Genomic DNA, 26543 nt, shown 5'->3' with positions numbered 1-26543 from the left:
CCCGCCGTTCGCACCAGTCGCGCAGGTCGGGCCGCGTGTCAGCCGTGCGAGACGGTCAGCCCGTAGAAGGCCACGCGGGCACCGTTGGTGGTGCTGTCCGAGGAGGACTGGTTGTAGGAGCCGGCCTTGAAGTACTGCTTGTACGGCTTGAAGGAGGACGGGATGGCGTAGTGCGTGGTCGTGCCGTTCACGGTGAGGTCGATGGTGTTCCCGCCGGAGACGGCGATGGTGTAGCTCCAGGTCTTGCCGACGGACACGTGCCCGACGGTGTGCTGGGTCTGGCCGCCGGCCGGCGAGTCCTCGGTGCCGAGGACGATGTCCCCGCCCGCGCGGTAGTACAGCTCCACCAGCGGCTTGGTCGAGGAACCGCCGGAGCCGAGGTGGATCTGGCCGACGCAGACGTTCTTGGTCACGGACACCACGCGCAGGGTCGCGCTCATCCGGTGGCTGCCGCTGAGCGCCCAGTCGGCGGCGGAGCCGTCGCGGTTCATCTCGCGCAACTCTGAGCGGGCGTACTTGGAGTTCGGTGTGGTGACGCCCTTCTCGGGCGCCCAGAACGTCATGGCGCCGTCGCGGGTGTCGGTGTAGAAGTACGCGTCCTGGTAGCCGTTCGCGCCCTGGAGCCGGGACGACGGGATGGTGGTGGGCTTGCCGGGGGAGCCGACGGGCTCCTGGAGCTGCCACACGGACAGGTCGAAGTTGCCGCCGGGTGCGACACGCGGGTCGGCCGCGTCGGCGCCGCCGGTGCCGAGGGCGGTGAGGGCGAGCGCGAGGACGGCGGTGGCCGTCGCCGCGGGTATCCGGGAGCGGGTCATGTGGGGGGTCCCTTCGTCGGACCGATGAGGACCGAGCGCGAGCCGGTGTTCATGTGTCTGAACGCTGGACTCATTCTTGTCCTCCGGTGACCCGAGAAGGTAAAGGTCTGAACCAGACACGTCAAGAGTGGGCGGCCGACTCGCACGTCATCGTCGGTCGCTCACCAGGAGCCCTTCGGCACCGCTCGGCATCCGTGGCCCCTGACCGCGCTGGTGCCGACGTCGTCGGCCCGGTCGCAGCGCCAGTCGTTCCGGCCCGCCCGGTCCTCGATGTGGACGCCGTCGCCTTCGGTGGTCTCGGCGACCTTGGCGCACCCCTCGCCCACGAGCGTGCCGGAGGGCTGGTCCTCGGCGGTGCGGGCGCAGTCGTAGTAGTAGGGCGGCGCGGGCGCGGCGACGGCGGCCGGGGCCAGGAGCGTCCCGCCGCCCGCTGCCAACAGGCCGACGCGGAGGACCGTCACGGTCCGGCGGCGCGTGGTGCGAGCGCGCATGAGGTGTCCCTTCCGGTGCTCGGCCGGGCGAGCGGGCGGGTGCTGCCCCGGTCCCGGCCCCACACGGGAGCGTTCCACCCCGGCCGACCGCCCTCACACATCGCTCACCCGAACGAGGACGGCGGGTGGTCCCCCTGCGCGCCGCGGACCGTCAGCCGAACCCCAGCCGCCCGGTGACCGTCCGTCACGGGGACGGGCTCGCGATGCGGAGCGGTGCCGCGGGGGCGGTGCGGTGACCGTCCGTCACGGGGACGGGCTCGCGATGCGGAGCGGTGCCGCGGGGGGCGGTGCGGTGGTCTCGGTCTCGCCGGTGGCGTCCGCCCACCAGTCGGCACCGTCCTCGACGTAGCGCAGCAGCACGCCCTCGCGGATCGCCCAGGGGCAGACGACGGCCCGGGGCAGGCCCATGAGCTTCAGCGCCGTGTGCCCGACGACCGCTCCGGCCAGACTCTGGGCGGCGCGCGGCGCGGAGATCCCGGGCAGCTGGGCGCGTTCGGCGGCGGGCAGCCCGGCGAGGGCGTGCACCGCCGCGCGCAGGTCCCGGCAGACCAGCTCCCGGTCCACGAAGGGACCGAACCGCCCCGGCGCGGCCCCGCACAGCCGGGCCAGCTGCTGGAACGTACGGGACGTGACGGCGGCGGTGCGCGGACGTTCCCAGCGGATCCGCGAGGCCACGTCCCGCAGTTCATGGCGGATACGCCGGCGCAGCTCCTTCAACTCGCCCGGCCCGGGCGGGTCCTGGACGCCCAGGTACTCCCGGGTCAGCCGGTTCGCGCCGAGCGGCAGGGAGGCGGCGAAGTCGGGCAGCCGGCCCCGGCCGAAGGCCACCTCCAGCGAGCCGCCGCCGATGTCGAGCAGTGCCAGCGGTCCCGCCTTCCAGCCCAGCCAGCGGCGCGCCGCCAGGAAGGTCAGCTCGGCCTCCGTCTCACCGGGCAGGGTGCACATGCGGATACCGGTTCCGGACGTCACCCGTTGCAGCACCTCGTGGCGGTTGGGGGCGCCGCGCACCACCGCGGTCGCGAAAGCCAGCGGGCCGGCCGCGTGCCACCGCCTGGCCGTGGCGCCCGCCGCCGCCACCGCCTTCACCAGTCCCTCCACCGCCTCGTCGGCGATGGTGCCGTCCGGGCCGACCTGTTCGGACAGGCGGAGCTTCCACTTGACGGTGTGCACCGGCAGCGGAACACCACCCTCCACATCTGCGATCACCAATCGGACCGTGTTCGAGCCCGCATCCACCACGCTCACCCGCATGGCCGGGGAGTACCCAGTTCACCGGCGGCCACCCTTGACCACGGGGGGCGTGCCGGTGCACAGCGCACCCGGCCGCGTGCCTCAGGAGCGGCTCGCGCGGCACTCGGAGGCGGACCAGTGGCGTGCGGCGCACGGGCCGGGGGCCGGCGGAGGCCCACCGCGCGGCAGCGTGCGCGCACACCCTCCGCACACCACCTCCACCTCGGCGCCGGCCCCGCGCAACCGCGCCGCGGCTCGGACGGCCGCCTCCAACCAGGTTCCCTCGACGGCCGGTACCGGAGCGGCGGCCATCAGCTGTGCGCTCCGCCAGGCACTCAGCCCGGTGACGGCCCGCAAGGCCTGTACGACGTCCCTCCGGCGCTCACCCACACCCGTGAGCAGCACCGTGAACTCCGGTTCCTCCACCACACGCCCCTGCCCCGGCTCCGCCGCCCCCTGCCCCGGCTCAGCCGCCCCCTGCCCCGGCTCAGCCGCCCTCTGGCCGGCGTGTCCGAATCCCGGCCCCGTGCCTCCCGACGGCCCCACCGCTGCCCTTGAATGGTCACGCCCACGGTCGGGGCGCGCGGCGGCAGGTGACGGAGCGTATGCCATGAGGGTACTGGTGATCGGCGGCGGTATCGCGGGGACCGCGACCGCCCTGGGCCTGCACAAGGCCGGTGTCGACGTCACCGTCTTCGAGGCGCACCCGGACACGGCCGAGGACATCGGCGCCTTCCTCACCCTGGCGAGCAACGGCATGCGCGCCCTGGCCGCACTGGACGCCACGCACGCCGTCACGGCCGTCGGTTTTCCGCTGACTTCGCTGCGACTGCTCGACAGCCGGGGCACCGAGGTCGCGCACGCACCGCTCGGCGAGGCGGACGACCCCGCCCTGCGCTACCGCTGTCTGCGCCGCGGCGAGCTGAACGCGGCCCTCCAGGGCGAGGCGGTCCGGCGCGGCATCCGGCTGCGCCACGGCGCCCGGCTGGTGTCCGTGACGGACGGCCCGCACCACGTCACCGCCCACTTCGCCGACGGCTCCACGGCCACCGGCGACCTGCTCATCGGCGCCGACGGCCTCAACTCGACCGTGCGCGGGCTGCTCATGCCCGAGGTCCGGCCCGGGTACGCCGGCCAGCGGGTCTACTACGGCTGCACCGGAACCGCGCCCGGCCCCGGCCCGGAGGGCGCCATCACCATGGTGCGGGGCGGCGCGACCGCCTTCGGGTACGCGGTGTCGCCGACGGGGGAGACGTACTGGTTCGCCCGCGCCGGCGGCGATCCGCTGCCCGCCGGGGCCCTCGCCGCGCCACCCGCCGTGCTGCGCGCACGGCTGCTGCCGCTGCTGAGGCAGGACGACACCCCCGCCGCCGCACTGGTCGAGGCCTCCGCCGACACCCTCATGGTCACCAACGCCACGGAGCTGCCGCTCGGCACCGCCTGGCACGCCGGGCGGGTCCTGCTCGTGGGCGACGCGGCCCACGCGGCCTCCCCGGCGACCGGCCAGGGCGCCTCGATGGCCCTGGAGGACGCCGTCGTCCTGGCCAAGGCCCTGCGCGACCTGCCCGATCCGCAGGCGGCGTGCGCCGGGTACGAGCGGCACCGCCGCCCGCGGACGGAACACAACATCACCGTCAGCGGCGGCCTCACCCGCGGCACCCGCACCCCGTCCCGCCCCGCACCCGGAGCGCCTCCTGCCACCGGGCCGGACGAGCGGCTCATCCACCAACTCGCCTGGGACACCCCGCTGTCCGCCACCCCGCCCGAGCCGGGCTGACCCGCCCCGACCGCGTGCGCGAAGCGCACGAGCCGGCCGCCCTGTGACCGTGGGACGGCACCGGCGAGTTGAAGGATCTGGTGTCCGAAGACTTGTGGCCCGGTTGGTTCATCTCTTAAATCAAAGCATGAACTAAGCCATGGGCCGTGCCCGTTGAACCCCACACGTCTGGAGCCGCCGAATGAGACTGAGATCCCTGGGCGCAGCGCTGGCCGCCACGGCCGCGCTGCTCGCCCTGCCCACCACGCACCCCTCGGCCACAGCGGCCGAAACCCCCTTGTCCCAGGGGAAGTCCGCCACCGCGTCGTCCGAGGAGAACGGCGGCACCGCCGCCGCCAAGGCGGTCGACGGTGACACCGGGACCCGCTGGTCCTCGGCCGCGAGTGACGACCAGTGGGTCCGCGTCGACCTCGGGAGCACCGCGACCGTCACCCGGGTCGTCCTGAACTGGGAGGCCGCCTACGGCAAGGACTACAAGGTCCAGATATCCGGGGACGGGAGCACCTGGACCGATCTGAAGTCCGTGACCGGCTCCGACGGCGGCACCGACACGCTCGACGTGTCCGGCCGGGGCCGCTACGTACGGATGCTCGGCGTGCACCGGGCCACCGCCTGGGGCTACTCCCTGTGGGAATTCCAGGTGTTCGGCACCACGGACGGCGCCCAGGCGGGCTGCGGCACCGCGAACGCGGCCCAGGGCAAGGCCGCCACGGCCTCCTCCACCGAGAACGCCGGCACACCCGCCTCCGCCGCCGTCGACGGCGACACGGGGACCCGCTGGTCCAGCCAGGCCGCCGACCCGCAGTGGCTCCGGGTCGACCTCGGCTCCGTCCAGGACCTGTGCAAGGTGGACCTGAACTGGGAGGCAGCCTACGGCAAGGACTTCCAGATCCAGGCCTCCTCCGACGGGCAGAGCTGGAACACCCTCAAGACCGTCACCGGCGCGACCGGCGGCACGGCGTCCTACGACGTCAGCGGCTCCGGCCGGTACGTCCGGATCTACGGCACCGCCCGCGGCACCGGCTACGGCTACTCCCTGTGGGAGGTCGCCGTGCACACCGGCAGCACCGGCGTCCCGCCCGTCCAGGGCGGCGGCGACCTCGGCCCCAACGTCATCGTCGTCGACCCCTCGACCCCGGGCCTCCAGCAGAAGTTCGACGACGTCTTCGCCAAGCAGGAGTCGGCCCAGTTCGGCACCGGCCGCTACCAGTTCCTGCTCAAGCCCGGCACCTACAACAACATCAACGCCCAACTCGGCTTCTACACCTCGATCTCCGGTCTCGGCCTGAACCCCGACGACACGCAGATCAACGGTGACATCACGGTCGACGCGGGCTGGTTCAACGGCAACGCCACCCAGAACTTCTGGCGTTCGGCGGAGAACCTCGCCCTCAAGCCCGTCAACGGCACCGACCGCTGGGCCGTCGCCCAGGCCGCGCCCTTCCGCCGCATCCACGTCCAGGGCGGCCTCAACCTCGCCCCCAACGGCTACGGCTGGGCCTCCGGCGGCTACATCGCGGACTCGAAGATCGACGGTACGGTCGGCCCGTACTCCCAGCAGCAGTGGTACACCCGGGACAGCTCGGTCGGCGGCTGGACCAACGGCGTGTGGAACATGACCTTCTCCGGCGTCCAGGGCGCCCCCGCCACCAACTTCGACAGCGGCCCGTACACCACCCTGGACACCACCCCGGTCTCCCGCGAGAAGCCGTTCCTCTACCTCGACGGCTCCGCCTACAAGGTGTTCGTCCCGGCCAAGCGCACCAACGCCCGGGGCGTCTCCTGGCCCGCGAACGCCGGCACGTCGCTCCCGCTCGACCAGTTCTACGTCGTCAAGCCGGGCGCCACGGCCGCCACCATCAACCAGGCCCTCGCCCAGGGCCTCAACCTCCTGTTCACCCCGGGCGTCTACCACCTCGACCAGACCATCGACGTCACCCGGCCGAACACCGTCGTCCTCGGACTCGGCCTCGCCACGCTCGTCCCGGACAACGGCGTCGACGCGATGCACGTCGCCGACGTCGACGGGGTGCGGCTCGCCGGATTCCTGATCGACGCGGGCCCGGTCAACTCCGACACGCTGCTGCGCATCGGCACCCCCGGCGCCACCGCCGACCACTCCGCGAACCCCACCACCATGCAGGACGTGTTCATCCGCGTCGGCGGAGCCGGGCCCGGGCTCGCCACCAACTCCGTGGTGGTGAACAGCGACGACGTCATCATCGACCACACCTGGCTCTGGCGCGCCGACCACGGCAGCGGCGTCGGCTGGGACACCAACCGCGCCGACTACGGCCTGCGCGTGAACGGCGACGACGTCCTGGCCGCCGGCCTGTTCGTGGAGCACTTCAACAAGTACGACGTCTACTGGAACGGAGAACGCGGCCGGACGATCTTCTTCCAGAACGAGAAGGCCTACGACGCCCCGAACGCCGCCGCCATCACGCACGACGGCATCACCGGCTACGCGGCCTACAAGGTCGCCGACTCCGTCACCACCCACGAGGCGTGGGGCCTGGGCAGCTACTGCAACTACACGTCCGATCCGTCGATCGTCCAGGCACACGGCTTCCAGGTGCCGGCCACCTCGGGGATCAGGATGCACGACCTGCTGGTGATCTCCCTCGGCGGCAAGGGCCAGTACGCGCACGTCGTCAACAGCACCGGCGCGCCCACCTCGGGCACCGACACGGTCCCGTCCAAGGTGACGTCCTTCCCGTAGGACACCGCGCAGCCGCCGGTCAGCCGCCGGCCAGGGTCTCGTGCGGGGCCCTGCGGTAGGTGTCCCGGTACAGGGAGGCGAAGCGGCCCGGGTGGTGGAAGCCCCACCGGGCCGCGATCTCCGTGACCGTGACCTCGCCGGGGTCGGCGGCCACCAGTTCGTGATGGGCGTGCGCGAGCCGCACCCGGCGCAGCTGGGCCAGTGGAGTGGTGTCCAGATGACGGCGGAAGGCGTACTGCAGCGCCCGTACCGTCACATGGGCCGCGGCGGCGATGTCCGCGACCGTGACGGGCTGGTCCGCGTGGTCGTCGATGTAGGCGAGCGCGCGGCGCAGCACCGCCGGGTGCGCGTCGGCATCGTGGGCGGCGGGCTCGTCCAGCGCCGTGTTGGGGAACGCGGCCAGGACGCTCGCCGCCAGGTGCTGGGCAGCCGTGGCGGCGATCAGCGGCTGGTCCGCTGTCTCGGCGTCGGACAGCACATCGTCCCGCAGATGGGCGATCGTACGGCTGAGGTGGCGGGCCGCGGCGGCCGAGCGCGGCCGGTGCCCGGTCAGCCGTACCGGTCGCGAGCCGTCCCCGGCCACCTGGGCGAGCAGTGCGGGATCCAGCATGGTGATGTTGTAGCGGGCGTTGCAGATGCGGCCCGCGTACGGCAGGTCCGGTGGCGCGAACAGCACCACGTCACCGGGGCCGAAGGAGTCCTCGACACCCCGGAAGCCGTGGTCCCGCACGGTTCCCTCGTGCACGACGCACAGACAGATCCGGCCCAGCGGAGACACCGAGTAGGCCATCTCGAAGTCCAGCGCGAGTTCGTCGACACTCACCGCGGGGATGCCGGCGCGGTGGATCCGGGCACGGGTCGAGCCGGGCGTCCCGCTGGCGATGCGCATCCTGGCGTAGGCCCGGCTGAGGAAGTCCTCCGTCACGTCCAGGTCGTGACTGTCGAAGGTGAGGGTGTCCATGCCCCCCGGCTGCCCCCGGATTCCGCTTCCACGACTCGCCGACCAGCGATTTTTCGTTTTCTGTACCGCCTCTTGCCCGGTTGTTCGTCTGGCGGCTGGCGCTCGGCGGCCGGGCTGCGCAGGGTGAGCGCATGATCGGACGCGACGAGCAGACGGACCAGCTGAAAGCACTTCAGGAGGAGGTCGAGCAGCTGCGTCATGCCCTCGGCTCGCACGCCCTGGTCGACCAGGCGATCGGCGTGGTCATCACCGTGGGCGGGCTCCGCCCGGAGCAGGGCTGGGAGGTCCTGCGGCACGTCTCGCAGCACACCAACATCAAGCTGCGGGAGGTGGCGCGCTGCCTGGTGGAGTGGCCGTTGCGCCGCCGGCTGCCCGAGGTGATCCGCCGGGCCCTGCCCGCCGCCATGGAGCACGCGCGCACCCAGGCCGAGGTCGCCGGCCGGGAGGACGAACGCGAGGTCTGCTGCGGCCGGCCGGGTTGAACGGCCGCACCACGGTCGGGCCGCCGGGGGCGTGCGGGCGTACGGCGTTCCGCCCGGCCGGGCGGCCCCGCGGCCGTCAGTCCGCCGTCAGGTGCAGGTCCGCCCACGCGCGGCCGCGCAGGTCCGCGTCCCGCAGGATGTCCACCGCCGTGCAGGCCAGCGCCTCCACCACCGCCGTCAGTACCCGGCGGGCCCGCTCCGAGGCAGCGGCCTCGGCGAACTCCGGCGTGTGGTCGGAGCCGTCGGCGCCCATGATCGCGACGAACGGGTGAATGGCGGGCACCCGGCCGCTGACGTTGCCGATGTCGGAGGAGCCCAGGTAGACGCCGGGCGTGGGCGCGGTGAGTGCGATCCCCGCGCGGTCCAGGTGCCCGGCGAACCGCTCGGACAGCACCGAGCTGTCCCGGAAGTGCTCGTACCGCACGCTCGCGCGTTCCACCGTGACGGCCGTGCCGGTCGCCAGCGCCACCCCCTCCGCGGCGGTGCGCAGCTGTTCCGCCAGCTCGTCCAGGGCGGCCGTCGTGACCGCGCGCAGTCCGAAGCGGCCCTCGGCGTACTCCGGGACGATGTTGATGGCCGTACCTCCCTGGGTGATGATCCCCTGGACATGGGACCCCTCCGGCAGCCGCCGCCCGAGTGCCGACAGGACGTTGAACAGCTCGATCAGCGCCGCGAGCGCGTCGAGGCCCTCCGTCGGGTTGCCCGTCGGGTGCGCGGCCCGGCCCCGGAAGCCGACCCGGTACTGCTCCTGCGCGGTCAGGGGCGCCCGCACCCAGTCGTACACCCCGGGGTGGAACATCAGGGCGGCGTCCACCCCGTCGAAGACCCCGGCCTCCACTTCCAGCGCCTTGCCGCCACCGCCCTCCTCGGCCGGCGTGCCCACCGCGAGGACCGTGCCCCCGGTGCCGTCCCGCACGGCCTCCGTGACCAGGGCCGCGCCCAGGCCCGCCGCCGCGATCAGGTTGTGCCCGCAGGCGTGCCCGAGCCCCGGCAGCGCGTCGTACTCCAGGGGGAAGGCCACCACCGGCCGGCCCTCGCCCGAGCGGGCCGTGAACGCGGTCGGCAGGCCCGCGGCCTCCCGCCGCACCGCGAACCCCGCGCGCTCCAGCTCGCCCGTGAGCAGCTTCGCCGCGCGGTGTTCGGAGAACGCGGTCTCCGGGTCCGCGTGCAGGGCGGTAGCCACGGTCCACAGCGCGTCGGCGCGGCGCTCGGTCTCCTCCCGGATCCGCTGGTACAGCGACACGAGACCTCCTGGGGTTCGGCGGGCCTGTTCCGTGGCGGCCCGGGTTCCACCGAACAGCTCCCTGACACCGGCCGCGTGTTTGGGGAGCACGGCCGGTGCAACACGGTGGATGCGGCACCGACCAGCTCAGGAGGACAGCCATGGATCACTCGCGCGTACCCGTCCTGGAGGCTCTGCAGGAGTTCCGGCGGCGAGGAGACGTGGCGTACGGGCCACCCGGGCACAAACAGGGCCGCGGCACCGATCCCCGGGTGGCCGAGATCCTCGGTCTGGACGTCTTCCGCTCCGACGTGCTCAGCCTCAACGGCCTGGACGACCGCCGGCAGTCCCAGGGCGTGCTGGAGCAGGCCCAGGAGCTGATGGCGGACGCGGTCGGCGCCGAGCAGGCGTTCTTCTCCACCTGCGGCAGCTCCCTGTCCGTGCGGACCGCGATGTGCTCGGTCGCCGGACCGGGGGAGAAGCTGCTGGTGTCCCGCAACGCCCACAAGTCGGTCATCGCGGCGGTGATCATCAACGGAGTGGAGCCGATCTGGGTCCACCCCAAGTTCGACGCCGAACGGCACATGGCCCATCCGCCCGAGGCCGACGACGTGCGCAACCGGCTGCGCGAGCACCCCGACGCCAAGGGCATGCTGCTGATCACGCCCACCGACTGGGGCACCTGCGCCGATGTGCGCGCCGTGGCCGACGCCTGCCACGCCTTCGACGTCCCGCTCATCGTGGACGAGGCGTGGGGCGCCCACCTGCCCTTCCACGACGGGCTGCCCGTCTGGGGCATGAACGCGGACGCCGACCTGGTCGTCACCAGCGTGCACAAGATGGGCGGCGCGATCGAGCAGAGTTCCGTCTTCCACCTCCAGCACGACCGGGTCTCGCCCACCGTGCTCAAACAGCGCGAGGACCTGCTCGGCACCACCAGCGCCTCCAGCCTGATCTACGCGACCCTCGACGGCTGGCGGCGGCAGATGGTCGAACAGGGGCATGCCCTCCTGGACGCGGCGCTGCACCGGGCCGAGCGCGTCCGCGCCCAGCTGCGCGAGCTGCCGGGGCTGCGGGTGATGGGCGGCGAGGTGATCGAGGAGGGCCTGGCCGCCGAGTTCGATCCCCTGAAGATCGTCGTCGACGTACGCGACCTCGGCATCAGCGGTATGCAGGCGGCCGAGTGGCTGCGCGCGAACTGCCACGTCGACGTGGGCGGCTCGGACACCTGCCGGATCAGCGCCTCCATCACCCACGCCGACGACGAGCAGACCGAGAAGCTGCTGGTGGAGTCCGTGCGCTCATTGGTGGAACGCGCGGACACCATCGAGCGACAGCCCGCCGTGCACCTGCCCGAGCCCGGCGCCCTGGAGCTGGAGCAGGCGGTGCTGCCCCGCGACGCCTTCTTCGGCCCCGCCGAGGTGGTGTCCGCCGAGCGGGCCGTGGGCCGGATCGCCGCCGAGACGATCAGCCCCTACCCGCCGGGCGTGCCGGTCGTGGCGCCGGGCGAGGTGATCACCGCGGAGGTCGTCGACTACCTGCGCAGCGGTGTCGCCCACGGCTTCCTCATCCCGGACGCGGCGGACTCCTCCCTGGAGACCCTGCGGGTCGTGGCGCGCCCGTGACGGGCGGCCGAGGGGCCGTACTCCAAGCCGTACTCCCGGACCCGTCCCGAACTGCGCCCGACGGGGTCAGCGCCTAGGGTGGCCTGTGCGGGCGGCCGCCGGGTGACCGCCTGCCCCGGGTCAAGAAGCCGGCCCTGCTGACAACACGTCCTCGGCGGGCGGCACTTGGTCCTGCCGGTGGTCCCCGGGTCCGGACCAGCGCGTCCGGCGGGCCTCCCGCCCCGGCAACGCGATAGGAGACGGCCCGACTTCACCCCGACCGGAAATCCCCGTGATTCCCGGTTTCGGACGCCCCGGCCCGGGGACCTCGGTACGAACCCGTCACAACCCCTCTCATTCGACATTCGCCCGGTACGACCCGGTGCCGGCCTGCCCCCAGCGTGGGCAGCCGTGCCTCGGACACCCACCTCGCCCCTGCCGGGCCCGCTCCGTGACCAGCGAAGGAATCAGAACTGATGAGCGAGACCAATCCCCTGAAGCGAGCGGCGGACAAGGTGGCGGACGCCCTGCAGGGCGGGCCGGCGGGCCCCGAGGACGGCATCCCCGGCAAGCCGGGACCCAAGTCGCCGCCGGTCGCCGAGCCGACCGACCCCCACGAGCCGTACCCGCCCAAGCCCGAGCAGAGCGGCCCGGACACCGTCTCGCCCACCGGGCAGCCGACCGGCGCCGACCAGGCGCGGATGGCACAGAGCGGCAGCTACCTGACCAACGCCCAGGGCACCCGGCTCTACGACACCGACCACTCCCTCAAGGCGGGTCCCCGCGGACCGGTGCTCCTCCAGGACCACCACCTGCGCGAGAAGGTCATGCACTTCGACCACGAGCGCATCCCCGAGCGCGTGGTCCACGCCCGCGGCGCCGGCGCGCACGGCGTCTTCCGCAGCTACGGCACCGCCGCCAACGTGACCAAGGCGGCCTTCCTCGCCGAGGACGTCGAGACACCGGTGTTCGTCCGCTTCTCCACCGTGCTCGGCTCCCGCGGCTCCTCCGACACCGTCCGCGACACCCGGGGCTTCGCGACGAAGTTCTACACCAGCGAGGGCGTCTTCGACCTCGTCGGCAACAACATCCCGGTGTTCTTCATCCAGGACGCCATCAAGTTCCCGGACGTCATCCACGCCGGCAAGCCGCACCCGGACCGGGAGATCCCGCAGGCGCAGAGCGCCCACGACACCTTCTGGGACTTCGTCACCCTGCACACCGAGGCCACCCACCACACCCTGTGGAACATGTCCGACCGGGGCATCCCGCGCTCGTACCGCACGATGGAGGGCTTCGGCGTCCACACCTTCCGCCTGGTCAACGCCGCCGGGGAGACGACCCTGGTGAAGTTCCACTGGAAGCCGAAGCTGGGCGTGCACTCCCTGGTGTGGGAGGAGGCCCAGATCATCAACGGCGTCGACCCCGACTTCCACCGCCGCGACCTCTACGACGCCATCGAGGCGGGCGCCTACCCCGAGTGGGAGTTCGGCATCCAGACCTTCCCCGACACCCCCGACCAGACCTTCGAGGGCATCGACCTGCTGGACCCGACGAACATCGTCCCCGAGGAACTGGCCCCCGTGCAGCGGATCGGGCTGCTCACCCTCAACCGCACCCCGTCGAACTTCTTCGCCGAGACCGAGCAGGTCGCCTTCCACGTCGGACACCTCGTCCCCGGCATCGACATCACCGACGACCCGCTGCTCGCCGGCCGGCTCTTCTCCTACCTGGACACCCAGATCACCCGGCTCGGCGGCCCGAACTTCCCGCAGATCCCGATCAACCGGCCGCACTCGCCCGTCAACGACATGCTCCGCGACGGCTTCCACCAGACGGCCGTCCACCGGGGCGTGGCCCCCTACCGCCCCAACTCCCTCGACGGCGGCTGCCCGTTCACCCCCGGGACGGACCTCGAAGGGGCGTACGTCGAGACCCCCGTCCGCGTCCCCGAGGCGACCAAGGTCCGCGAGGCGCCCGAGTCGTTCCAGGACCACTTCAGCCAGCCCCGCAGGTTCTGGCTGAGCATGAGCCCGGTGGAGCGCGAGCACATCATCGGCGCCTACACCTTCGAACTCGGCAAGTGCTACGAACAGGCCATCCGGGAACGGGCGCTGCAGGTCCTGGCCAACATCGACCCGGAGCTGTGCGAGGGCGTCGCCGCCGGCCTCGGCCTGCCCGCCCCCGCGCCGACGGTGCCGCTCGCCGACGTCGAGCCCAGCCCCGCCCTCTCCCAGGTCGGGCACACCTGGCCCACCGACGGACGGATCATCGGCATCGTCACCGGCCCCGACGGCGACCTGGACGGCGTACGGGCCGTACGCCGGCAGGTGCTGGACGGCGGCATGGTCCCGCTGATCGTCGCACCGGCCGGCGGCACCCTCGGCGACGGCGCGGACGCCCTGACCGTGCAGCGGACCTACGCCACCGCGCGTTCCGTGGAGTTCGACGCGCTGCTGGTGGCCGGCACCCCCGGCGTCGGCGCCGACGCCTACGGCGCCCGGGACGCCAAGGCAGGTCACCCCAACGGCCACCAGGCCACCCCCGACCCGCGGGTGGGGCTGCTGCTGGCGGAGGCCTTCCGGCACGGAAAGGCCATCGGCGCCGCCAAGGGCGGGCAGAGCGCCCTGGAGGCGGCCGGCATCCCGCTGGAGGCACCCGGTGTCGTCGCCGACGACACCGCCACCGCCGCGCTCCAGCAGCTCACCCAGCTGCTCGGCGCCCACCGGGTCTGGGAACGCTTCCCGTCCGCCGCCTGACGGTCACCGGACGGACGTCCGGACCCGTCGCACGAGCGTCGGCCCCGCGCCGGCTCCCACACCACCGGGAGCCGGCGCGGGGCCGCTCACTCCAGCGTGGTGCGGCACAGCAACAGGCAGATGTCGTCGTCGTGTTCGGAGTCGTGGAGCATCGGCTTGAGCAGCGCGTCGGCCGCCCCGTCCAGATCCGCCAGATCCGACCGGCCGAGCGCCCCCATCGCCTGGGCGAGGCGGTCGATGCCCGCGTCGATCCCGGCCGACCGCCGCTCCACCAGGCCGTCCGTGTACAGCGCGAGCGTCGAGCCCACCGGGAGCTCCAGGGTGTGCTCCTCGTACGAGAACGCCATCGGAACCCCCAGCATGATCCCCGGTCTGGCCTCCAGCACCCGCACCTCGCCGTGCGGGCCGCGCGCGATGGCCGGCGGATGCCCGGCCGCCGCCCACACCACACCGGGCTCCCCGGGCGTGAACCGGGCGATCGCACAGGTCGCGTACAGCTCCGGCTGCTGATGCCGGAGCATCCGGTGCAGCAGGGTGAGGATGCGCGCCGGCCCGTTGCCCTCGACGGCGTAGGCGCGCAGCGCGGTCCGCAGCTGGCCCATGATCACCGCCGCGCGCAGTCCGTGCCCCGTGACGTCCCCTATCACCGCCAGCACACTGCCGTCCGGCTGCGGAAACGCGTCGTACCAGTCACCGCCGATGTTCAGACCGTGCGTCGCCGGCAGATAGCGGGCGGCCAGTTCGAGACCCGGGGTGGCGGGAAGTTCGGTCAGCTGGGCCCGTTGCAGGGCCTCGGCCACGTCCCGGTGCTGTTCGTACTGGCGGGCGTTGTCCAGGGCGATGCCCGCCCGCCGGGCCAGTTCCAGCAGCATCACGGTGGTGTCCGGGTCGAAACGCTCGCCGGGCGCCGCCAGCGTCAGCACCCCCTGCACGGTGCGCGCGCCGAGCGGCAGGCACAGCAGCGACCGGTCCGGGGAGAGCGCGGAGGCCGGCAGGTCGTCCACGCCGGGGAGGTCACCGGGGTGGGGGCCCGCGTGCTGCGGGCGGCCGGTGCGCGCCGCCGTCACCGTGGCCGCCGCCCGCTCGGCCGGCAGGATCCGCTCGTCGTCCACGAGCCAGACGTCGACGTGCCGCGCGTACTCCGGGACCAGCAGCTCGGGCAGCCGGCGCAGGATGTCCTCGTGATCGAGGGAGGCGTTCAGCACCGCGCTCGCGTTGGCCAGGAAGGTCAGCAGACGGCGGGCCTTCTCCGCCTCCGCGCGCGCCACCCGCTCCGCGTCGAGGAGCTCGCGCTGCGCCAGCGCCGCCGCCTCCAGCTCGGCGTGCAGCGCCAGCACGCCCTGGTTGGTCTGGTGCAGCTCCTCCCGGTGGAACCGCAGCAGCTTCTCCGTCTCCGCCAGGTGCCCCAGCAGGGCGGCGGTGTCCTCGTCGGCGCCCAGCAGGGCCTCGGCGAGCGGGGCGTCGTCCAGGGCGGGCAGCGGGCCGGTCACGGGGGCGGGGCAGACGAGCGTGTGCTGCCACGGCTCCGGCCCGTCCAGGGCGACCCGCAGCTTCCCGCCCGCCTCGGCGGTCACGGCCAGCTCCGCGCGGCCGGCGTCGACGGCGCGGCGCAGCCGGGCGCCGAGCGCGGCCAGGAAGCGGGCGCGGTCGAGCGCGGACACCCCGGCGTCCGCGGTGAGCCGCGCCAGCAGGGCACGGGCGCGGGCCGCGTCCGCGGTGGAGGCGATGGTCCAGTTCTCAGAGGCGGCTGTCATGGGCGCTGGTCCGGCGGTCGGGGGCCAGTACGGCCACGCTGGTGTCGTCGCGAGCGGGGCGGGCCGGGCTGCCCGCGTCCCGCAGGATGGCCGCGGCCACCACGGACGGGTCGTGGGCGAGCAGCCGGGGGTCCTCCGGCGGCCGCCACCGGCTGGGCAGTCCGTCACTGTGCATCACGAGCAGGCTGTCCTGGCGCCACGGCACCCGGCGCACGGGCACGTGCGCGGGAAAGTACGCGCCGACGATCCCCGGATGGGAGACGAGGGACGTCCAGGAGTCCCCGGTGCGCACCCGGGCGCCGACGTTGCCGACGCCCGAGAAGCTGAGTTCCGCCCGGTCCGTGTCCACCTGGGCCACCGTGACCGCCGCGCCCCGGGTGGGCCGCAGCGCGGTGTGCAGCCGGCGCAGGATGTCGGCCGGCGGCAGATGGGCGGTGCGGCGCAGCTCCGCCACCGCCGCGGTGGAGGCGTGCGCGGCCTTCGGACCGTGTCCCAGACCGTCCGCGAGCAGCAGCGTCAGCAGGCTCCCGGAGCGCACCCAGCTCCACGCGTCACCGCACTGCTCGGCCTGCGCGAGGGCGACCGTGATCCCGCCCGCCGGCACCGCTGCCGGCGGTGCCCCGCGCCGGACGGGCTCGGGGTCGATCCGCGCCGCCGCCACCGTCCCTCCGCCCGGCAGGCTGTACAGGTGGAAGGCGTTGGCACTGCGCTGACAGCTGCCCAGACCCGCGCCGAGCGAGCCCGTGGCGGTGGACCAGCCGTCCCGGCGCGCGGCGCCGACGTCGGCGATGCCCGGACCGTGGTCGAGCGAGAAGAGCTGCACCGACAGGGCCTCCCCGCCGTCGGCCGGCGCCGTCACCAGGTTGACCACCATGCGGCCCCCGCCGGCGTGTTTGAGCAGGTTGGTGGCCAGCTCGGTGGCGACCAGCTCCGCGGCCGCGGTGCGCGCGGCGGCGAGGCCCGCCTCTCCGCACGCCTCACGGGCCGCGATCCGGGCGTCCCGGACACGCGTGGAGTCGTGCACCGGGATCTCCCACACCCGGCTCATCCCACCCCCGCACGCGACGCGGGCACCTGGGCCACCCAGGCGACGGCGGTGACGGTCGTGCCCCGGCCGGGCTCGGTGTCGACACTGAACTCGTGCACCAGCCGCTTCGCTCCGCTCAGCCCGAGTCCGAGGCCGCCGCCGGTGGTGTACCCGTCGGTCATGGCCAGTTCCAGGTCGCGGATGCCCGGACCGCTGTCGATGAAACGCATGCGCAGACCCCGGCTGCGGCCGTTGTCCAACGGCGTGATCTCCGCCCGCCCGCCGCCGCCGTGCACCAGCGTGTTACGGGCCAGTTCGCTCGCCGCCGTGACCAGTTTGGTCTGCTGCACCAGACCGAAGCCGAGCTGCGCCGCGCACTGCCGCACCTGCTGCCGGACCCAGGCCAGATCCGCGTCCGAGCCGATGGGCAGGCTCGTCGCGGAAGCCTGGCCGGACGACTGCATCAGCTCCCCCTCTGTGCGAGCAGTTCCATGGCACGGTCGACGTCCAGGGCGGTGACCAGGCCGGGCAGGGTGAGCCCCAGCTCGACCAGGGTGATCGCCACGGCGGGCCGCATGCCGGCCAGGACCGTACGGGCCGCCAGCAGGCTGGCGGTGGAGGCGATCTCCGCGAGGACCCGGCCGAGGAACGAGTCGACGATGTCCACGCCGGAGATGTCGAGGACCACACCGGTCACCCGGCTGGTGGCGATGCGGTTGGTGATGTCGTGCTGCAGCTGTTCGGCCATGCCGTCGTGCAGCTCGCCCTGCAGTGAGACCAGCAGGACGTCGCCCAGGGCGAGCACCGGGACCTGGGACGGCTGGGCGGGAGTGGGCTGGTTCACCGGGCGCTCGCACCCGCGTCCGCCCGGGACACCTCGATGCCCTGCTTGCCCAGCGCGTAGGCCAGCGCGTCGGACAGCGAGGCGCGGGTGAGCACCGAGCCCAGGTCGATGCCGAGCTGCACGATGGTCTGCGCGATGGCCGGACGGATGCCGGACACGATGCACTCCGCGCCCATCAGGCGTGCCGCGGCCACCGTCTTCATCAGGTGCTGCGCGACGAGCGAGTCGACCGTCGGCACACCGGTGATGTCCAGGATGGCGTACCGGGCCCGCTGGTCGACGATGGCCTCCAGCAGCGACTCCATCACGACCTGGCTGCGCGCGCTGTCCAGCGTCCCGATCAGCGGTACGGCGACCGTGCCCTCCCACAACTTGATGACAGGGGTGGCCACTTCGAGGAGTTGCTGGCGCTGCCGCTCGATCAGCTCGGCGTTCGCGTCCAGTGCCGTCTCCATCACCACCAGGCGCAGCGTGCCGAGCAGCAGCGTCAGTGCCATCACGCATTCCTGGGCCTGCGGGGTGGCGGGGTCGGGGAACTCCTCGCGCAGCAGATCGACGGCGGGGACGCGCAGGCCGGCCACCTCGTCGGCGATCTGGGCCGGGGTGGATCCGGTGCGGGTCCGGGTCTGGGTCATCCGCCCCAACTGGTCACGCACCGGCGCGAAGCCGGGCGCGGCGATGTCCTCCAGCCGTCCGCCGACGGCCACGTCGGACAGCGCGTCCACCACGGCCTTGCACGCCTCGACCGCCTCGTCACGGGAGACGGTGAAGACCGAGCGGAACAGGGGGGCGTCGGCCCAGCGCTGGGCGATCTGCTCCTTGCGCCGTTCCAGGAAGGAACTCACCACCTGCGGGGCCGATTCGGCCGCGTCGTGCTCGGGCACTCTCATCCTCTCCTCTCGCACAGCCAGGTCCGCCGGTCGGCCGGCTCCCCGTACCGATCATCGCCGACCGTCCACCGTAGCCCCCGCCGTCCGACCGGACCAAACCCGGTCCTGGCAACTTTCCCCAGGTCAGCGTCCTTTGGCCGGAGACACCGCGCGGACCTCGCCGGACGCCGCGTCGGCGCCTGGGCCGGGGCCGCGGCCCTGGACGCCGACATGGCCGGACGTCCGGGACACCGGGAGCCGTCCCGCACGGGGAGGCCGTGGCGTCCCGGGGGCCGGAGCGCCGAGCGGGCCGTGACGTACGCCGCCGCGCCGTGGCACGGGTCTGCGGCTCGGCCACGGGCCGCAGTGCGCGGGTCTCCTGTGCCGATGTGCGGGGTATGAGGTGTTTCACAGGATCCTGTGCTGATGTGCGGGGTATCAGGTGTGTCGCGGGGTCCCGTGCAGCGGTGCGGGGCACGGGGCGTGCGCCAGGGACTCGTGCTGTGGTGCGGGGCACGGGGCATGCGGCCCGTGCTGTGCTGCCGGGCGTGGGTCGTGCCGTGGGGCCCCGTGTCGCGGTGCGGGGCGGCGGGTGGTGTCCTGGCGCGTGGCAGTCGACCGGCAGGGGCGGGGGACGGCCCGGCCGTCGTCGGCCGTCGGCTCGTCCCGGTCTGCTTCCCGCGCACGTCGTTTCGGCTCCTTCGCTGCGTTCACGTGGTGCCGGCCCGCCGGTGTGCGCCGCCGGGCCGGTGTCGGTGAGCCGCCTACCCCGAAACCCGCGGGACTCTCCTCGCTGTTGCGGACGTCACCCGTGCGTGCGACCGGCCGTGACCGCGCGAGTCAGTCGCGCGCCGGTGCCGGGGCCTCCCGGCGGACCGGTGCGGGGTCCGGCTGCGCGGAAGGACGGCGACGGCGCAGCAGCAGGCGCCGTGCCGGGCGCTCCACCCCCTCGTACAGCACCCAGGACAGGCCGAGCGACACCGCGAACGCGGCCGCGGTGACCGCCGCCCCCGCCAGGGCGCCGAAGTGCGGCTTCCTGCCCACCAGCTCCGTGGCGGCGCGCAGGACCAGCAGGTGGATCATGTAGAAGGCGAACGACAGCTCCCCGAGCCGTACCATCCGCCGGCGCCGCCACAGGGACGGCAGCCCGTGCAGGTCGGCGACCGCCGCCGCCGGGATGAGCAGGGCGAACCCGGCGATGGTGCACACGGTGGCGGAGTAGCCGGGCGTGACCTGCGGAACCATGAAGTAGCCGATGACGGCGAGGGCGAGCGAGGCCTCCAGGCCGGGTCCGCGCCAGCGGCCCAGTAGCACCAGCCGCGCGGTGACCGCGCCGAGCACGAACTCCGGTAGCCGCGCGGCGGGGAACGAGTAGATCGAGTACGTCCACCAGTGGTGGGCGTCCGTCCAGGCCAGCACCAGGACCGCCGCCACCGACAGCCCGCCCAGCGCGGCCGAACCGCGCGCCCCGAGCCGGCGCAGCAGCAGGATCAGCAGCGGGAAGGCGGCGTAGAAGAACGCCTCGCAGACCAGCGACCAGCTCACCGGGTTCAGCGTCTGCCACCACGGACGCCACCAGGAGTGCAGCAGCAGCGCGTTCGCCAGGCCCTGCTTCGCCGTCGGCCGTGCCTGGTGCGTCAGCGTGTACGCCATGACGAGGGCGATGGTGAGGGTGGCCAGGTGCACCGGGTAGATCCGGGCGACGCGCCGGCGCCAGAAGGCGAGCGCCCGGTCGCGGGGCCGCGCCGACCAGGTCAGCACGAATCCGGACAGCACGAAGAAGAACGACACTCCGGTGGCGCCGGAGCCGAAGGCCCAGGACACGAGGCGGCCACCGGAGCCGCCGAACCAGCCGAAGTTGTGCACGTGCAGTCCGAAGACCAGCAGCGCCGCCATCCAGCGCAGCCCGGTGAGAGACGGCAGGGCGGCCGGTGCGGTGGACCCGGCGGTCGCCGGGCCGGTCCGGGCGGGTGGCGTCCGGAGCGCCGGGGTCGTCGCCGTGGTCATCACATCACCTGCCGCAGGGGGATCGCGTGGGGCATGAAGGGGAGCGTTGCCCGCCGGCCCCCGGTCCCTCACGCCCCATGGGAAACATCACACTGCTGCCGAACGACGGACCGCCGTCCGTGCCACGGACGGCGGGACCGCGTGCACCCGCACGGGTGAGCACGCTCACCGCGGTGACAGGTGCACTCCGCGAACCCCCGGACGGGTCAGCCGGCCAGTTCGTTCCTGATACCTCGCCCTGCCCGATGTCCAGGTGCTGGTGGATCCGGGCCGGGGTGCCGGGCGGGCTCAGGATGTACCGCAGCCCGGAGGACCCCTTGTGGTTGAAGGTGTCGGCGATGTGGACGTGCCGGAGTAAATCCGGAAAAGCAGAAGTATGTTCCGATTAAAGAGACGCCTGGTATCGTCGATAACATGAGCAATAGATCGCTGATCCTGGAGGCGGCGACCGAACTGCTGGAGGCGTCACCCACCGGGGACGTGGCCACCCGCGGTGTCGCCGAGAAGGCGGGTGTGCGACAGCCGGTCATCTACCGCCTCTTCGGCGACAAGGACAGCCTCCTGGCCGCGGTCGTGGATCAGGGGTTCGCGCGGTACCTGGCCGCCAAGCGGGCCGCCGAGCCGACCGCCGATCCGGTCGCGGACCTGCGGCGCGGCTGGGACCAGCACACCCAGTTCGCTCTGGAGCACCCCAACCTGTACCGCCTGATGGCCGCCCCCGGGCCGGCCTGCGTACCCAAGGCCATCGATGAGATGCACGCGCTGCTGCACGCCACGCTGGAGCGCGTGGCACAGGCGGGGCGCCTCGCGGTCGAGCCGGACCGGGCGGCCGACATCGTGATCTCGGCGAACACCGGTGTCGCGCTCACCCTGCTGACCCGGCCCGGCATGCGGCCCGGCACCGACCTGTCGGCGCGGGTCAGGGACGTGGTGCTGGCCGGGGTCCTCACACCGGAGGCGTCCACTTGCGACGCGTCCCCGCCGGTGAGCACCCGGCGGGCCGCGACCACCCTGGCGGCGCTGCTGCGGTGCGACCCTCCGCGCTCGTTCACCCCGGCGGAACGGGCGTTGCTGGCCGAATGGCTCACCCGGCTCATGGACGACGGCGCCACACCTGGATCCCCCGGCAACGCATCCCGTACCAATGCATCCCGTACCAACGCATCGCGTACCCATGGATCCCGCACCCCGGACCGGAGCACGACGTGACGGCTGCGACGACGAAGACATCCACCACCGAGGTCCTGCCCGCCTGGAACCGGGGATCTCCCCACCCGCTCTGGCTGGCCATCCCGTTGCTGCTGGTCATCGCCATCCCGACAGTCGACGCGTTCCTGCCGCCGGACATCCATCTCGCCCACCTCCTGGTCGTCGCGACCGCGTTCACCGCCATGGCCTACGGCCCCGGAGCCACGACGCTGGTCGGCACCCTCGCGGTGCTCGCGCTGATCGCCGCCGGCACGGAGCGCGGAACCCTCGTCACCGAGAGCGTGCTGGTCGAACTGTGCACGCTCGCGGCGCTCTGTGTACTGCTCGTCGCCTTCACCCACCTGCGGGACCGGCGCGGACGGGAACTGCTCAGAGCGCGTGCCGTCTCGGACACCGCGCAACGCGTGGTCCTGCGTCCGCTTCCCACGCGCGCCGGACCGCTGTCCCTCGCCGGCGAATACCGCAGTGCCGAGGCCGACACCTACATCGGCGGCGACCTGTACGCCGCGGCCCGGACCGCCCGCTCCACCCGCCTGGTCATCGGGGACGTCCGCGGCAAGGGCCTCGCCTCCATCAGCGACACCGCCATCGTGCTGGGCGCCTTCCGCGCCGCCGCCCACCGCCCGGTCCCGCTGCCCGAACTCGTCGCCTACGTCGAGGACGCCGTCCACTGGGGCCTCAAGGAGTTCTCGGAAGTCGATCCGGACGTCGGGGAACGCTTCGTCACCGCCGTCGTGCTCGACATCCCGGACGACCAGCCCGTGCTGCACATGATCAGCTGCGGGCATCCGCCGCCCCTCCTGCTGAGCCGGTCCTCCGGGACCGCGACCGCGCTCCATGTCACCGACCCCGCCCCACCGCTCGGTCTGGGCGCCCTGTCCGACACCACCTACACGGCGGCGACCTTCCCCTTCCACGTCGGGGACAGGATCCTGCTCTACACCGACGGGGTCACCGAGACCCGCGACAGCGACGGCACGTTCTACCCGCTCGGCGAACGCCTGGCGAAGTGGTCCGCCCTCGACCCCGGCCCGCTCCTGCGGGAGATCGTCGGCGATCTGCGCGACCACGCGGGGGGACTGGTCCAGGACGACATGGCCATGATGGTCGTACAACGCGACGGGACGCCCGCCGCCGGCTGACGGGCGGAGCCACGCGCCCCCGCCCGGCCGGACGTCACAGCAGGTCCTCGACGGTGATCGGGAACCGCCGCACCCGGCGGCCGGTCGCGTGGTGCACGGCGTTCGCGATCGCGGCGGCGGCGCCGACCTGACCGATCTCCCCGACGCCCTTGACGCCCAGCGGGTTCACCACGCTGTCGTCGACCTCGACCAGTTCCACGTCGATGTCGGGGGCGTCCGCGTTGACCGCGACCAGGTACTCGCCCAGGCTCGCGTTGGCCCACCGCCCGGTGCGCGGGTGCATGTGGTTGGCCTCCAGCAGCGCCTGGCCGAGGCCCCAGAGCATGCCGCCCGTCAACTCGCTCCGGGCCGTCTTCGGATTGAGCACCCGGCCGGGAGCGAAGGCCCCGGTCATGCGCCGCACCCGGACCAGGCCCAGCTCCGGGTCGACGGCCACCTCCGCGAACTGCGCCCCGAACGTCATCGTCGCGAACCCGGCGTCCCGGCCCGGCGGACTCCACACGCCGAGCGCCTCGGCGTCGGGCTGGAAGGTCCGCTGGAGCAGATCGGCGTACGACTCGGAGGCCGTCCCGGCGGTCATCACCCCGTCCCGCACGACCACGTGGAGCGGGTCGGCGCCGGGCAGCGGGGAGCCGGCGTCGGCGACGGCCCGGCGGACGAGCTCGAAGGCACAGGTCCGCTCGCCCCCGGGGGCCAGGGTGTGCACCCGCGCGTCCATCGCCATCAGCGCCACGGCCACGTCCGAAGGGTGAGCGGCGATGCAGTGCCCGCTGGTGCCGAGGACGGCGTGGCCGCGGCTGAACCCGTCGAGCGCCGAGCAGCCCGTGCCCGGATCGCGCTTGTTGCACGGTGACCGGGCGTCCCGGAAGTTCGAACACCGCACGCGTTGCAGCAGGTTACCGCCCATCGACGCCATGTGACGCAGCTGTGCCGAGGCGCCCAGTTCCAGGGCCTGGCGGATCACCGGGCAGCGCTCACGCACCATGGGCGACGCGGCGACCTCGCTCATCCGGGCGAGGGCTCCGATGCGCAGGCCGCCCTCCCGGGTCGGCTCGATCGCGGTCAGCGGGAGGTGGTTGATGTCCACGAGCCGACGGGGGTGGAGGACGTTCTGGCGGAGCAGATCGATCTCGGTGGTGCCGCCGGCGAGGAAGTCGCTGGTGGGATCGGCGCTGACCGCGGCGACCGCGGTCGCGGGATCGGTGACCCGGGCGTAGGTGATCGGCTGCACGGCAGGGCTCCTGGCTTCCGTCGCGGACGGCCCGGATCGCGGCCCGGATGTGCGGATTGGCGGCGCAGCGGCAGATGTTGCCGCTCATCCACTCCTTGGTCTCGCCGTCGTCGCCGGCGTGCCCCTGCTGAGCAGTGCCACGGCCGACATGATCTGGCCGGGTGTGCAGTAGCCGCACTGGAAGGCGTCCTCGGTGATGAACGCCTGCTGCACGGCGTGCAGTTCGTCCCCCTCCGCGAGCCCCTCGATCGTGGTGACCTCACGCCCCTCGCACGTCAGGGCGAGTGTCAGACACGCCAGGACGCGGGTGCCGTCCACCCGGACGGTGCAGGCCCCACAGGTTCCCTGGTCACAGCCCTTCTTGGCGCCGGTGAGGAGAAGATGCTCGCGCAGGGCGTCCAGCAGGCTGACGCGGGGCTCGATCTCCAGGGAACGCTCCACGCCGTTCACCGACAGGGTGACCCTGACCGGCCCAGGGCCCCGCTCCGCGAGTGTCTGCCCACGTTGGGTGAGGGATGGACCGTGTACAGACATGTCTCACCTGCAACAAGGCAGGTTCATTCTCATACCGCATCAAAAGTGCCGCAACCGTACGGCTGTGGTACGAGGCGGAGTGGGGTGGTAGAGCCGCTACCCCCCTTGGCGCTTGCCCCTTCATTCCGGCCGACGCACGGTTGAAAAAGGAAGTAAGGGACAAATGGGAATGACGGTCCCTCATCTCCGACCCGACTGACAACACCTCAGAAACTGTGCAGAGGAGACTGGTTATGCGTTGTGCAAAGTGGCCCCTCGCCGCCGTGGCGGGTCTCGCCCTCGCGCTGGGCGGTGCCGCGGCGTCGGCCTCCGCCGCTCCGGCGTCCCCGGCGGCAGCCCACCACGCCGTCGATGACCACGGCGGCCACGGCGGCCACGGCGGGTATGGAGGCTACGGAGGGTACGGACGGGGATATGACAACGTCCGGTACGACGTCGAGGACTACGGCTGGTACGGCGGATACGACCACGGTGGCTATGACCATGGCGGATACGCTCACGGCGGCTACGGCCACGACGGTTTCGGCCATGGTGGTCATGGCGGTGGTGGTGGCCACGGCGGTGGTGGCGGTCACGGCGGTGGTGGTGGCCACGGCCGATAGTTACGTCGCCAAGGGGGCCGGCACCGCGCCGGCCCCCTTCGGCTTGTTCGTGGCGACGGGCCCGGGGCCGCCCTGTGCGGTCGAAGAGCCACGCCGTCAGCCGCGAGCACCCGTACCCGTGGCCGGCCGTTCCACCCGCGCGGCGGCCTTCTCGGCCCGGCGCCGGGCCTCCCGGACCGCGCGGCCGGCCTGCCGCTCCCGGTCCCGCGCGTCCCGCTCCGCGGCCCGGGCCCGCTGCTGCTCCTCCTCGGCGTCCCGCAGCCGCTCCCGGAGCTCACGGAGCCGCTCCTCCGCGTCGGTCAGCCGTGCGCCGGCCTCCTCCGCCGCCCGCGCGGCGGCGTCGGCCTCCTCCTCGTGTGCGCGCAGCTCCCGCTCGGCCTCGCGGGCCTCGGCGCGGCGTCGGCGTCGCTCCTCCTCACGGGCCTTGTCCTCTCGCCGGCGCTTGTCCTGTCTCCGGCGCTCGTCTTCGTCGCGGTCCTGGTCCTGTTTCCGGCGCTCGTCTTCCTCGCGGTCCTGGTCCCGTGTCCGGCCCTCGTCTTCCTCACGGCCCCTGCCCCCGGCAGGCTGCTTCGGCTCGGGAGCGGGCCGGCGGCCGAGCACGGCCTCGTCGGCCGCCGGGAACCCGATCGTCGAGGTGAGCGGCTTCACCAGCCGGCCGGCCGCCCACTCCCGCGCGGCCTGTGGATCGGCGAGCGCGGCGTGCAGGGTCTCCTCGACCTCGCGCTGGACGCCCTCGCCCACCGGATGCCCCGCCTGCGCGGCCAGCCGCCGGGCCTGCCGTCCCAGCGCGCCGATCACCTCGTTCTGCCGACGGGCCAGCCTGCGCAGTTGTGTCCCGTCCAGCTCGCGGTGCGCGCGGCGCAGCTCCTCGCCGAGGCCGAGCAGCGGCTGGACCTCCTCCGGCTGCCGGCGCACCAGCAGATTGCTGACCCAGGCGGCCAGGCTCGGTCTCCGCAACGCGCCGATCTTCTTGGCGAGGGCCTGGTCACCGGCCTTGCGGGCGTCCTGGGCGCGGCGGTCGCGGGCGGCCACGAACTCCTCCGGTCGCAGCCCGTACAGCTCGTCGGCGACGGCGTCCAGGTCCATGAGCGTCCCTCCCGACGGCCACCTCGGTGACGGGCTACGGGTTTCTCACTCGGCGGGGTTCATGTGCTCTGTGGCTCCTCCGCTGTGCGGCGCGCACCGGCGGGTGTGCGTCGGGCGCACCGAGTCACCGGTTCGCGGGACTGTCCGGCTCGCCGCGCGGATCGCGCCCGTCCCG

22 protein-coding genes and 2 pseudogenes are annotated in these 26543 nt (G+C 73.2%); 7 read left to right on the top strand and 17 right to left on the bottom strand.

All coding sequences use genetic code 11. From position 1 onward, the window contains the following. Positions 1–38 precede the first annotated feature (38 nt). From ACH4LD_RS31210 to ACH4LD_RS31195, 4 genes are all read right to left on the bottom strand, one after another. Positions 39–815, bottom strand: a complete 777-nt coding sequence (locus tag ACH4LD_RS31210; RefSeq protein ID WP_132785783.1) for a polysaccharide lyase family 7 protein — start codon at positions 813–815, stop codon at positions 39–41. A gap of 161 nt (positions 816–976) precedes the next feature. Further along, the gene (locus tag ACH4LD_RS31205) at positions 977–1306 is read right to left on the bottom strand and encodes a hypothetical protein (protein ID WP_398057441.1); all 330 of its coding nucleotides are present in this window, start codon (positions 1304–1306) and stop codon (positions 977–979) included. A gap of 243 nt (positions 1307–1549) precedes the next feature. Beyond that, positions 1550–2557 carry a Ppx/GppA family phosphatase gene (locus tag ACH4LD_RS31200; RefSeq protein ID WP_398057442.1) on the bottom strand — a complete coding sequence of 336 codons (1008 nt, stop codon included), beginning with the start codon at positions 2555–2557 and terminating at the stop codon, positions 1550–1552. Between the two features lie 81 nt (positions 2558–2638). Next, positions 2639–3148, bottom strand: coding sequence for a ribosomal protein L7/L12 (locus tag ACH4LD_RS31195; RefSeq protein ID WP_398106199.1), 510 nt, complete (start codon positions 3146–3148; stop codon positions 2639–2641). Between ACH4LD_RS31195 and ACH4LD_RS31190 the strand changes: the two genes are divergently transcribed. After that, positions 3147–4313 carry an FAD-dependent oxidoreductase gene (locus ACH4LD_RS31190; RefSeq protein WP_398057444.1) on the top strand — a complete coding sequence of 389 codons (1167 nt, stop codon included), beginning with the start codon at positions 3147–3149 and terminating at the stop codon, positions 4311–4313. The genes ACH4LD_RS31195 and ACH4LD_RS31190 overlap by 2 nt on opposite strands. Before the next feature lie 181 nt (positions 4314–4494). Next, complete coding sequence (locus tag ACH4LD_RS31185; protein ID WP_398057445.1) at positions 4495–7035, top strand: discoidin domain-containing protein; 2541 nt, start codon at positions 4495–4497, stop codon at positions 7033–7035. 19 nt (positions 7036–7054) lie between these two features. On the opposite strand, the gene ACH4LD_RS31180 is transcribed toward ACH4LD_RS31185, so the two are convergent. Next, positions 7055–7996, bottom strand: a complete 942-nt coding sequence (locus ACH4LD_RS31180; RefSeq protein WP_398057446.1) for a helix-turn-helix transcriptional regulator — start codon at positions 7994–7996, stop codon at positions 7055–7057. 131 nt (positions 7997–8127) lie between these two features. Here ACH4LD_RS31180 and ACH4LD_RS31175 point away from each other — a divergent pair, with 131 nt between their 5' ends. Beyond that, positions 8128–8478, top strand: a complete 351-nt coding sequence (locus ACH4LD_RS31175) for an ANTAR domain-containing protein (RefSeq protein ID WP_398057447.1) — start codon at positions 8128–8130, stop codon at positions 8476–8478. A gap of 76 nt (positions 8479–8554) precedes the next feature. Here ACH4LD_RS31175 and ACH4LD_RS31170 read toward each other — a convergent pair whose 3' ends face one another. Next, on the bottom strand, positions 8555–9721 hold the full coding sequence (locus tag ACH4LD_RS31170; RefSeq protein ID WP_398057448.1) for an amidohydrolase: 1167 nt from the start codon (positions 9719–9721) through the stop codon (positions 8555–8557). Between the two features lie 140 nt (positions 9722–9861). On the opposite strand from ACH4LD_RS31170, the gene ACH4LD_RS31165 reads away from it, so the two are divergent. Both ACH4LD_RS31165 and ACH4LD_RS31160 read left to right on the top strand, forming a co-directional pair. Continuing rightward, entirely contained in the window at positions 9862–11325 is a 1464-nt protein-coding gene (locus ACH4LD_RS31165) for an aminotransferase class I/II-fold pyridoxal phosphate-dependent enzyme (protein WP_398057449.1), read from the top strand. A 455-nt stretch (positions 11326–11780) separates the two neighbouring features. Then, complete coding sequence (locus ACH4LD_RS31160) at positions 11781–14063, top strand: catalase (RefSeq protein ID WP_398057450.1); 2283 nt, start codon at positions 11781–11783, stop codon at positions 14061–14063. Positions 14064–14149: 86 nt separating this feature from the next. Here the strand turns inward: ACH4LD_RS31160 and ACH4LD_RS31155 are convergent, their stop codons facing one another. The 7 genes and pseudogenes from ACH4LD_RS31155 to ACH4LD_RS31125 all read right to left on the bottom strand — a co-directional run. Further along, the gene (locus ACH4LD_RS31155) at positions 14150–15817 is read right to left on the bottom strand and encodes a PP2C family protein-serine/threonine phosphatase (RefSeq protein WP_398057451.1); all 1668 of its coding nucleotides are present in this window, start codon (positions 15815–15817) and stop codon (positions 14150–14152) included. Then, a complete protein-coding gene (locus tag ACH4LD_RS31150) occupies positions 15801–16865 on the bottom strand; it encodes a SpoIIE family protein phosphatase (RefSeq protein ID WP_398057452.1) in 1065 nt (354 codons plus the stop codon). The genes ACH4LD_RS31155 and ACH4LD_RS31150 overlap by 17 nt, the downstream gene beginning before the upstream one ends. Continuing rightward, positions 16862–17308 carry an ATP-binding protein gene (locus tag ACH4LD_RS31145; RefSeq protein ID WP_103813180.1) on the bottom strand — a complete coding sequence of 149 codons (447 nt, stop codon included), beginning with the start codon at positions 17306–17308 and terminating at the stop codon, positions 16862–16864. Before ACH4LD_RS31145 ends, ACH4LD_RS31150 begins: the two co-directional genes overlap by 4 nt. Further along, positions 17308–17688 carry an STAS domain-containing protein gene (locus ACH4LD_RS31140; protein WP_132785793.1) on the bottom strand — a complete coding sequence of 127 codons (381 nt, stop codon included), beginning with the start codon at positions 17686–17688 and terminating at the stop codon, positions 17308–17310. The genes ACH4LD_RS31145 and ACH4LD_RS31140 overlap by 1 nt, the downstream gene beginning before the upstream one ends. Continuing rightward, positions 17685–18578 (bottom strand): STAS domain-containing protein, encoded by an 894-nt coding sequence (locus ACH4LD_RS31135; protein WP_165951636.1) that lies wholly within the window; start codon positions 18576–18578, stop codon positions 17685–17687. Before ACH4LD_RS31135 ends, ACH4LD_RS31140 begins: the two co-directional genes overlap by 4 nt. Before the next feature lie 819 nt (positions 18579–19397). After that, the gene (locus tag ACH4LD_RS31130) at positions 19398–20564 is read right to left on the bottom strand and encodes an acyltransferase family protein (RefSeq protein ID WP_398057453.1); all 1167 of its coding nucleotides are present in this window, start codon (positions 20562–20564) and stop codon (positions 19398–19400) included. A 211-nt stretch (positions 20565–20775) separates the two neighbouring features. After that, positions 20776–20925, bottom strand: a pseudogene (locus tag ACH4LD_RS31125) (sugar phosphate isomerase/epimerase); the annotation flags it as partial. Positions 20926–20978: 53 nt separating this feature from the next. On the opposite strand from ACH4LD_RS31125, the gene ACH4LD_RS31120 reads away from it, so the two are divergent. Both ACH4LD_RS31120 and ACH4LD_RS31115 read left to right on the top strand, forming a co-directional pair. After that, the gene (locus ACH4LD_RS31120) at positions 20979–21773 is read left to right on the top strand and encodes a TetR/AcrR family transcriptional regulator (RefSeq protein WP_398057454.1); all 795 of its coding nucleotides are present in this window, start codon (positions 20979–20981) and stop codon (positions 21771–21773) included. Then, entirely contained in the window at positions 21770–22915 is a 1146-nt protein-coding gene (locus tag ACH4LD_RS31115; protein ID WP_398057455.1) for a PP2C family protein-serine/threonine phosphatase, read from the top strand. Before ACH4LD_RS31120 ends, ACH4LD_RS31115 begins: the two co-directional genes overlap by 4 nt. Positions 22916–22949: 34 nt before the next feature. On the opposite strand, the gene ACH4LD_RS31110 is transcribed toward ACH4LD_RS31115, so the two are convergent. From ACH4LD_RS31110 to ACH4LD_RS31095, 4 genes and pseudogenes are all read right to left on the bottom strand, one after another. Further along, entirely contained in the window at positions 22950–24146 is a 1197-nt protein-coding gene (locus ACH4LD_RS31110) for an FAD binding domain-containing protein (protein WP_398057456.1), read from the bottom strand. A 19-nt stretch (positions 24147–24165) separates the two neighbouring features. Beyond that, a pseudogene (locus ACH4LD_RS31105) lies at positions 24166–24680 on the bottom strand ((2Fe-2S)-binding protein); the annotation flags it as partial. A gap of 206 nt (positions 24681–24886) precedes the next feature. Continuing rightward, positions 24887–25273 (bottom strand): hypothetical protein, encoded by a 387-nt coding sequence (locus ACH4LD_RS31100; RefSeq protein ID WP_398057457.1) that lies wholly within the window; start codon positions 25271–25273, stop codon positions 24887–24889. Between the two features lie 105 nt (positions 25274–25378). Further along, positions 25379–26368, bottom strand: a complete 990-nt coding sequence (locus ACH4LD_RS31095) for a hypothetical protein (protein WP_398057458.1) — start codon at positions 26366–26368, stop codon at positions 25379–25381. Positions 26369–26543 lie beyond the last annotated feature (175 nt).

This window comes from Streptomyces sp. NPDC017676, assembly GCF_044329325.1.
In the GTDB taxonomy this organism is placed as follows: domain Bacteria; phylum Actinomycetota; class Actinomycetes; order Streptomycetales; family Streptomycetaceae; genus Streptomyces.
The sequence above is the reverse complement of the archived record's forward strand: the minus strand, read 5'-3'. Positions and strand labels throughout refer to the sequence as shown.